Source organism: Thainema salinarum CENA647 (assembly GCF_057732415.1).
In genome coordinates this window covers 32,919-41,966 of record NZ_JBYJZJ010000010.1, presented here as the reverse complement: position 1 = coordinate 41,966, position 9,048 = coordinate 32,919, and the positions used below count along the sequence as shown (strand labels likewise).

Here is a 9,048-nt window from a genome sequence, read left to right as displayed (position 1 = left end):
CAGGGCTGATTTATTGATGAGAGAAAAAAGATAATGAGATAGGTAACCATTCTTGCACAACAACTAAACCATGAGCCTCATCAGCCATCTCAAGCAAATTCCAGACTTTCGAACTCAACCGCGATATCCCTTGTGGGTCGTGCTGCTTTTGATCATCATGGCAACGATGAGTGGGTGCTTGGGTTACCGAGCGATTGAAGATTTCGTCGAACGGCATCAAACGGTGTTGCTGGAGCGTTTAGAGCTACCTCACACCCGACTGCCCGCCTACTCAACGATCCGCAAGGTGATCGTGCGAACCAACTTTGAACACCTGAGTCAAGCCTTCAATGACTGGGCAACAACGGCATTTGCGCCCCAAACCGGAGAACAACTGGCCACCGATGGCAAGAGTATCAAGGCAACCGTCACAGACTATGACCAACGTTATCAAGACTTCGTCAGTGTCGTCTCTGCCTTCAGTGTGCAACAAGGGGTCGTGGTTGGACTCCAATCGATGCGAAACCAACAGCAAAGTGAGATTGTCACCGTGCAGACCTTGTTAGAGGTCTTGCAATTCGAAGGAGTTTGCTTCAGTTTTGATGCGTTGCACACTCAAAAAAACCGTTGAGCAGATCATTGCCAGTGGCAATGACTACCTGATGGCCGTCAAGCCGAATCAACCTAAGCTGTTTGAGCATCTGCGAACCCAGTTTGCGCAATCGTTACCCACCAGTTCAGATTGCCAGGTTGAACGAACGCGTGAGCGCCAAACAAGTCGTACCGTCAGTGTCTTGGACGTGACTGCAGGCATTGACCCCGGTTGGGTTGGAGTCGAGCGCATGGTTCGAGTCGAACGAGTCGGAACTCGTGACAACCAGCCTTACTGCCAGACGATGTTCTATATCAGTTCACTCCAGTTGGATGCCACAGGGTTTGCTCAGCACATTCGGTCTCATTGGCACATTGAGAATCGATTGCATTGGCCGAAGGATGTCGTGCTTCATGAAGATCACGCCCCTTTGTGTGATGGTCATGCACCGACCAATTTTGCGATTGTGCGAACGATTGCGGTCAATCTGTTTCGCCAAGCTGGATTTGCTTCCATCACCAAAGGACTGCGGCATTTAGCTCACGATATCCCCCGTCTATTTTCCTTCCTTCAATAAATCAGCCCTGCTACTGTGGAGGAGAGTGAAAAAAAGTGGGGGAACGCTGAAATTGATTCGCTTCGCCGCGCAGGCGATAGCATAGGACGATGAACCAACCTTTAGTGCCTGCTGTCTACCAGCTCAAAGTTGTTCTCCTGGACATCAGCCCAATGATTTGGCGGCGCTTGCTCGTGAGCGGTGACAGTACAATTGCAGACCTGCACTACATTCTACAAATTGTCATGGGCTGGAGCGATGCCCACCTGAATCGCTTCATCATTCACGGTAAATCGTACGGTGTTTATCACTCAGGCGGGATTAGCTTCAGTGACGATCCCAACACCATCCAGTTGAAAGATTTGCAACTAAGGGAGCGAGAGAAATTCCGCTATGACTATGACTTCACTGATTGCTGGCAGCATCAGCTGCGGGTTGAAGCCATCCAGTATCCCGCGCATCCCCTAATCGTGCCCGTCTGCATTGCCGGAAAACGCTCTGCCCCACCAGAAGATTGCGGTGGCTCTTGGGCCTTTTTAGCTAAGCGGCAACATTATTCAGTCGGCTACGCCCTAGAGGTTTTGGCCGATATCCGCGAGGGCGGTGCAGAGACATTGTGCGATCGCTGATGACGAAATCTGTCGGCTTCAGACGTGGTTCAGCCTCGAACACTTTGATCGCCGTGCTGTCAATCGTCGGCTTCAGCAACACGCCGATGGAGAGCGAGATTGGTTGTTCGCTGAGGAAATAGGATATGGGTATTCGAGTTCAACTGGTGTTCGATGATCAGAGCGATGGGGCACCCGTTATGCAGGAGATTGCCCACCTAGAGCGTGATACGCTTTCGCCAGCCACCTTTGGATTGACACTAGCTGAAGCCAAAACACTGCTCCATACTCTCCAAATCCACCTGGTTGAGCATCAGGTCGCGGCCTATCATCAACAGCAACAGGTTTGCCCCCACTGTCAACAACTGCACCGCATTAAAGATCAACGCCAGCTGGTCTATCGTAGCCTCTTCGGCAAACTTTACCTGCACAATACTCGGCTCTTTCACTGTGACTGCCAACCTCATGAGACTCAGAGCTTCAGTCCACTGGCCAACCTGCTGACAGAGCGCACGTCGCCGGAGCGACTCTATCTGGAGTCCACGTTTGCCGCACAGATGTCCTACGGCCAAAGCGCCAAGCTGTTAGCCGAAGTCTTGCCAGTCGATGAACAACTCAATGCTGCGACCGTACGTAACCACACCCAACAGATAGCCGAGCGACTGGAAGCTGAGCTTGGTGATGAACAATTTATGTTTGTGGACGGTTGTGAATACGACTGGGCCGCCCTGCCCAGACCCAATATGCCCCTGACGGTGGGAATGGATGGCGGCTACGTCCGTGCGATTAGCGCTCAAGCGAAGCAACCATCCCGCTGCTTTGAAGTGATCACCGGCAAGAGCTTTGCTGATGACGGAACCTCCAAGTGCTTTGGCTTGGTCAACAGCTACGACCAGAAGCCCAAACGACGGCTATTTGAAATGTTGAAGTCACAGGGAATGCAGATGAATCAGCAGGTTACCTTCCTCTCTGATGGTGGTGACACCGTGCGAGATCTACAGCTGTATCTCAATCCCCAAGCCGAACATCTCCTGGATTGGTTCCATATCACCATGCGCATTACCGTGATGAAGCAGATGGCTAAAGGTGTCAACTACCCGGCAGACTGGCTGAGCGAAGAGATTGCCGAAACCTTAGACAGCATCAAGTGGTATCTTTGGCATGGCAACGTTTTTCGAGCATTGCAAGAGATTGAGTCGCTGACCTCCTCGCTCTATATGGACGAGATGAGCCTTGAGCAAACCAAGCTATTGAAAAAAGCTGAGGAGTTTGAGACCTATATTTCCAACAACCAATCGTTCATTGCCAACTATGGCGAGCGCTATCGGAACGACGAACGGATCTCAACTGGATTTGTTGAGTCTACCGTCAACCAGGTGATCAGCAAGCGGATGGTGAAAAAGCAGCAGATGAGATGGACACCGAAAGGGGCGCATTTGCTCTTGCAAGTCAGGACGCGCGTCCTCGATGGAGACTGGCGAGCCACCTTTGAGCGATGGTATCCAGAATTAGCGAAACCAGCGGCTTGAGCTGAGAGGTGCAACTTGGAGAAGAAACCAGGGGCTAAAGTGATACAGAACGTTACGCTTCTGAGGCAATGGACTGGGATTGGCCTACATCGCTGATCAGTTATGGTCTGAACCCCTTATATTCTCGTTCAGCGGTTTCTGTAGAACCGTGTAAAACAGTTGGATTAGTTGCACGATTCGGCAGTTAATCTGCTCCTGAAAAGTCTTTGATTAACACTGTGACTTCCGTTGACAGCCCCCTGCTGATCCAGAATCAATGTCAGGCTTCCCCCCACTTTTTTTCACTCTCCTTTGTTGAAACCGGATGGGGATGGGATCAACTCATCAAAAAGGTTTATAAAAAAGGTCAGGGCTTGAGCTGGGGACGACCAGGCGAAGGTCTCAATCTAATCCATGAAAGAAGACAGCAAATCGTTAAGGACGCGGTTTCATATGTTAAAACTACCGAACCTGCATTAAACGATTTAGAGTATGGCAAAGACGGCAGCACAGAGCCAACTTCAGACATAGACTGCGCATTATCAGGAAGCGGCACTGATTTAGCACCACAATTTCTAAATGATTGGTATCAGAAAAATACCGCCGAAGGGAAAGCTGGAGCAGCCCTGGCATATTTGTATGATGTAAATTTCTACCCCGCCTCCTTTGTACCTGATAGAGAACAAAACATGGCGGTAAAGAATCGGCCATTTCTAAGAGATACAAAAGGAGAGATCTGGCGAGATAATCCAAACTTCAAGGATGATCCCGGCGTTAATGAGAGCCAGTTGGTTAGTGCCTGGGCTCACGTCCGTCTAGATCTGAGCGATTTTCAATGGAGCATGATGAAATTTGGGAAAATTCCTGAGCTACAGAAAGAGCTGAAACATTGGCAACCTTGGAAAGCGATCGGTATGCCCAAAGCAAAAAAAACATGGATGTTATATGAAGCTGCCGAGTATATGTCTCAAGAGCGCAAAGAGATGATGGTGAATGCCGCAAAAGACAAAAATGAAAACAAGCGCTTACATGAGGAAACCCAAAAATTTGCCGATATCTCAAGTCGAGTACTTCTTTATCGACAGAAGTATCAAAACAATCCAGAAGATTTGAATGCTTACAGGGATTATATTCAATCACTAGAATATGCAAATCTGTACGCTAATGAGGCAATGTATACCCGTGGAGCCGTTGCTCAGGTAATCGGCAACATGCAGCGTATGCACAAATGGAATGACGAAATTTCTCCGGATCATCCACTCCATAGAGAATTAGGCTCACTCGATCCACAACAAGATCCACAACAAAGGTTACGTAAAGCACGATTAAACGAAGAGATAGTACTAAAGTCGAGGGGCTTACAGCTCACAGCCTCTGAAAATAAAGCCAGTATGGTTGAACATTATGGAAGAGTTATTCATGTCATGAATAGCTATATCTCAGATAATGAAAACTCAATCGAAATGCTTACAAAAGCAGCAAAATATATTCATCGATTTTATGAAGCAACTTATAACTATCTCAAAACTACTGCCACTTCAGATTCCAAGTCTCAAATTGCCGTTGTTATACAAAGAGTAGACAATCAACGACAAGCCGCAAGAAGATTAGAGGGTGTGAAGAAAGAAAAGAGGGCTGACGAGAAAACAGGTGCCTTCTTATCGCTCGATGACAAAGATAGAGAAAATGAGGTCAAAAGAATTTTAGAAAAGCTAGTAGAGGGTCGAGAAACAGATTATAAGTCTGCAAGAGATATTCACCAAGCGATATCAGCAGATATGACAAAGCATCTTCAAATCTTGTTTTGAAGTAGTGCCGAAACTGCTAATTTTCAAGACTTAACTCGACAAGTATATCCAAGAGCATAACTTACTGGTGCAATCAAGGTAGTCATCGCGTCAACTGGTCTAAGTTGTTCTATCAACTTGCGTCTTAAGCAACTTTCCGTGAGATCAAACTTAAGACTCACCATTCTCACCCTAAACACTCGGCATAACAGGGATTATGCGTGCGGTATTTTGAGTACTTGAGGGGGCACCTATAAGAAACAAATGTCTTTTGCAACAATCGCGGCTAGTTGCAAATTACGCTAAAAGTTACACTACGTTATTCAGACAAACTATATCGGCCTTGATCGCAACCGCATTGGCCTAGATGGGAGATACTCAATCGGTTCATTGGGCAAACGCAACTGTATCTCAGTACAAATCAACTAAAATAATGGGAGCTTGGCATCTGCTAAGCTGAGGCACCGCTTCATCAGTTGAGATCGGGGTATGGAGCCGATTCGCAAAATTATTCATGTAGATATGGATGCGTTTTTTGCCTCCATTGAGCAGCGCGACCATCCGGCCTATCGCGGTCGCCCGATTGCAGTGGGCGGACGACCCGAGCAGCGGGGAGCCGTTGCCGCCGCGAGTTATGAAGCACGTCGCTATGGCGTTCATTCTGCTTTGCCGTCTCGGATTGCAGTGCAGCGCTGCCCCCATTTGATTTTTGTCCAACCTCGCTTTGAGGTGTATCGTCAGGTGTCTCAGCAGATCCGGGAGGTATTTCATCGCTACACCGATCTGATTGAGCCGTTGTCGCTGGATGAAGCCTATCTGGATGTGACACAAAATAAAATCGACTGCGTGTCGGCAATGGCGATCGCACGACAGATCAAGCGAGATATTCTGCGCGAAACTCGGCTAACGGCATCAGCGGGAGTGTCAGTTAATAAATTCCTAGCCAAGATTGCATCCGATTTAGATAAGCCCGATGGGTTATCGCTGATTCCACCGGAGCAAGCGGCATCGTTTGTGGAAGCACTTCCGATCCGTCAGTTCTATGGGATTGGTCAAGTGACGGCTCAAAAGATGCAGGTGCTAGGTATCCATACCGGAGCGGATTTGAAGCAGTGGCCGGAAGAGTCTCTGGTACGCCACTTTGGCAAGGTGGGCCGCTTCTACTATCAGGTGGCACGGGGGCAGGATCATCGACCCGTCAATCCTAATCGCATCCGCAAATCAGTTGGAGCGGAGCAGTCGTTCTTTGAAGACCTGAGTGAGCTGGAGCAGATGTGTCACGAGCTGGATGAGATTGCCCATCAGGTCGAGCAACGGTTAATGAGGCATCAGCGCTATGGCTATACGTTAACGCTGAAGGTCAAGTATGCCGATTATCAGCAGATGACGCGCAGCTGTACCCAAACGACTCCGTTTCGGGACGCAGCCCGGATCTATCAAACGGCAAAAGCATTACTGCTAGAGAATGTGCAACCGGGAGCGAAGGTGCGACTATTGGGCATTACTATTTCTAATCTGACCATTACTCAACCGATTGAGTATCAGCAGCTGAGTCTTCCATTTGTAGAGCCAGTTGTAGCCGCAGGAGAATCATTTTATGTTTGAGCCGACCGAGTTATCGAATAGATCTGCGATCGCACCTCAAAGTACACCCCACACATCCCATCTACTTAACCATCTTTCACCATCAGACAGGGCGATGCTGATGCAGCTGCTGGTGGAGTCGGCACCGATGAGGGTGAACCCGGATCAGCAGTGGGATGATGAGCAACTGGTGGAGGAGTTTCTGCGGGAGAAAGGCGAAAACTCGGTTCATACGCGAGAAGCTTATGATCGGGATTTGAATCAGTTTCGGGCGTTTCTGTCGCTGGAGTATGGGGATAAGTCATTAGCAGACGCCGATGCGATCGCAGTTGATGCCTATGTGGTTCAGCTCAAGCAGCTAGCAGAACTCGGTGAGCTATCAGCGGCGACGGTGAATCGGCGAGTTGCAGCCTTATCGAGTCTCTATAACTGGGCAGCGAAGCCAAAGCGGCGCGCGGTGACGGGCATCTTTACCAATCCCGTGGATGTGAAGCGGCTGAAGGTAAATCCGCAGTTTAGTGACTGGGTACTGACGGAAACGCAGGCGCTGAAGCTGATTCAGGCGGCGGCAACGTCACCGCAGTCGAGATGCCAGCAGCGAGATGAGGCATTGATTCAGTTTTTGCTACATACGGGCTGTCGCGTCAGTGAAGCGGTGAATCTCTGTTGGCAGCACATTCAAGCCCAGGAAGAGGGGGCAATCGTTCATATTAGGGGGAAGGGCAACAAAGACCGCTGGATTAGAATCGGCGTCAAGATGTGGCAGAAGCTGGCTGTGCTATCGGATGAGAAGCCACCGAAGCAGCCAGTGTTTATCACGGAGCGAGGTGGGGCGATGAACCGGGATACCGTGAGCCGCGTGGTGATGCGAACTGGGAAATTGATTGGCATTGAAAAGCTGACACCGCACATGCTGCGGCATACTCATGCAACCCATGCGGTGCGGCGGGGAGTGCCGATTGATTTGGTGCAGCAAACGTTGGGGCACAGCAGTTTGAATACGACAGCCCACTATCTAGCCGCCAATCCGACGGAGTCGAGTGGACTATATTTAGCTTATTAATATAAAAACCTAAACATATAAATGCCTAATTGTGTAATTACACAATTAGGCATTTATATGTTTAGGTGAGTAAACATTTATTTGTTGAACTAATTGCATATTAAAGTTATTATTTTATGACTTCACGATATAAAGACTTAAGTAGCTAAAGATGCTTACAGTTGCATGCATGAGTCTGTCTGGAGGGCAGGGTAAATCAACTACTTCTGTTCTGCTAGGAAAATACTTAGCACGCAATGGCTATACGGTACTTGCCATTGATGCTGATCCACAAAGCAACCTAACAACGTTTTTGGGGCACGACGTAGCTCCTGATGCTCCAACACTGCTGGAGGTATTCAAAGGTAAGGTTTCTCTAGAGGAAGGAATTTATTCTACACAATCAGAAAATTTATTTTTGATTCCTTCGGATGATGGTTTGGACAGTGTTCAAGACTACCTCAGCAATAGTGGTGTCGGTGCCATGCTGTTGCGGAAGCGGATTGAACCTGCACATGGTTCATTTGATATTTGCCTGATTGACTGTCCGCCTCAGCGCAGCCAAATTTGTAAATCTGTAATTGGTGCAGCAGATCAGATTTTGATTCCGTGTGAAGCCACCGTCAAAGGATATGGATCTCTAGTCCGTACTGTCGATGCAGTTAACGAGTTACGGGAGATTGGAGCTTCACAGGCAGACCTGCTGGGCATTATTCCATTTCGGGATCGCTGGGTAGGCGCAAACCAGACTCAGGAAAGCCGGATGTGCATTGAAGCCATGACCAATGAAGTCGGAGCAAACTTAGTGCTGCCGTCTATTCGAGAATCAGAACGATATAAACAGGCAATCAGCAAAGGTGTTACTTTATCAGACTTAGGAATGCCGGGCTTGGAATATCCATTTGAGGTTTTGTCACACCGTCTTCAAAAGCTGCTTGGGAGATCTGTATGAGCGATATGTTAGCCCGCATAAAAAACCGAAGCCAGCGGCCCACTGTGCAACGCGACACTTCGCTAACCGCGCAAGAAAAAGACAATTCAGCTCCTGCAACAGGGGCACCAGATTCCAACGACGAAACCGTACAGGCTTCTTCACCAGCCACTCAGCAACCCATCATGGAGTTGGAAGAACAGCTTGATCAAATGCCAAAAGTGGCCCAACGCCGTAATATTCGGCTGGAAGAATCTATTGATGAAGCGATGCAGGAGCTCTGCAACCAAGAAGACATAACGATTGAAACTTTTTTGGAAGCCTGCTACCTCATCTGCGATCGCAGTCCTGAATTTAAAGCCGCCGTCTTGCAAGAGGCTACCGAACGTCTACTGCAACGAAAGGAAGCCGGAAAGCTGCGGCGCTTATACAGTCAGCTCAAAAAGATGGGTCAGGTTTGA

Annotated in this window: 7 protein-coding genes and 1 pseudogene; all 8 read left to right on the top strand. The window is 48.6% G+C overall.

Features of this window, described 5'->3' with window-relative positions:
• Positions 1-70 precede the first annotated feature (70 nt).
• The 8 genes and pseudogenes from AC286M_RS01550 to AC286M_RS01515 all read left to right on the top strand — a co-directional run bounded on the left by AC286M_RS01550 (position 71) and on the right by AC286M_RS01515 (position 9,048).
• A pseudogene (locus AC286M_RS01550) lies at positions 71-1,148 on the top strand (ISAs1 family transposase).
• Positions 1,149-1,237: 89 nt separating this feature from the next.
• Positions 1,238-1,756 carry a plasmid pRiA4b ORF-3 family protein gene (locus AC286M_RS01545; protein WP_488202715.1) on the top strand — a complete coding sequence of 173 codons (519 nt, stop codon included), beginning with the start codon at positions 1,238-1,240 and terminating at the stop codon, positions 1,754-1,756.
• A 125-nt stretch (positions 1,757-1,881) separates the two neighbouring features.
• Positions 1,882-3,264, top strand: coding sequence for an ISKra4 family transposase (locus tag AC286M_RS01540; protein WP_488202714.1), 1,383 nt, complete (start codon positions 1,882-1,884; stop codon positions 3,262-3,264).
• A 218-nt stretch (positions 3,265-3,482) separates the two neighbouring features.
• Positions 3,483-5,051: a hypothetical protein gene (locus AC286M_RS01535; protein WP_488202713.1), complete on the top strand. Its 1,569-nt coding sequence runs from the start codon at positions 3,483-3,485 to the stop codon at positions 5,049-5,051.
• A 468-nt stretch (positions 5,052-5,519) separates the two neighbouring features.
• Entirely contained in the window at positions 5,520-6,635 is a 1,116-nt protein-coding gene (gene dinB, locus AC286M_RS01530) for a DNA polymerase IV (protein WP_488202712.1), read from the top strand.
• Entirely contained in the window at positions 6,628-7,677 is a 1,050-nt protein-coding gene (locus tag AC286M_RS01525) for a tyrosine-type recombinase/integrase (protein WP_488202711.1), read from the top strand. Before dinB ends, AC286M_RS01525 begins: the two co-directional genes overlap by 8 nt.
• A gap of 151 nt (positions 7,678-7,828) precedes the next feature.
• Positions 7,829-8,608, top strand: coding sequence for a ParA family protein (locus tag AC286M_RS01520; RefSeq protein WP_488202710.1), 780 nt, complete (start codon positions 7,829-7,831; stop codon positions 8,606-8,608).
• A 44-nt stretch (positions 8,609-8,652) separates the two neighbouring features.
• Positions 8,653-9,048, top strand: a complete 396-nt coding sequence (locus AC286M_RS01515) for a carboxysome distribution maintenance protein McdB (RefSeq protein ID WP_488202709.1) — start codon at positions 8,653-8,655, stop codon at positions 9,046-9,048.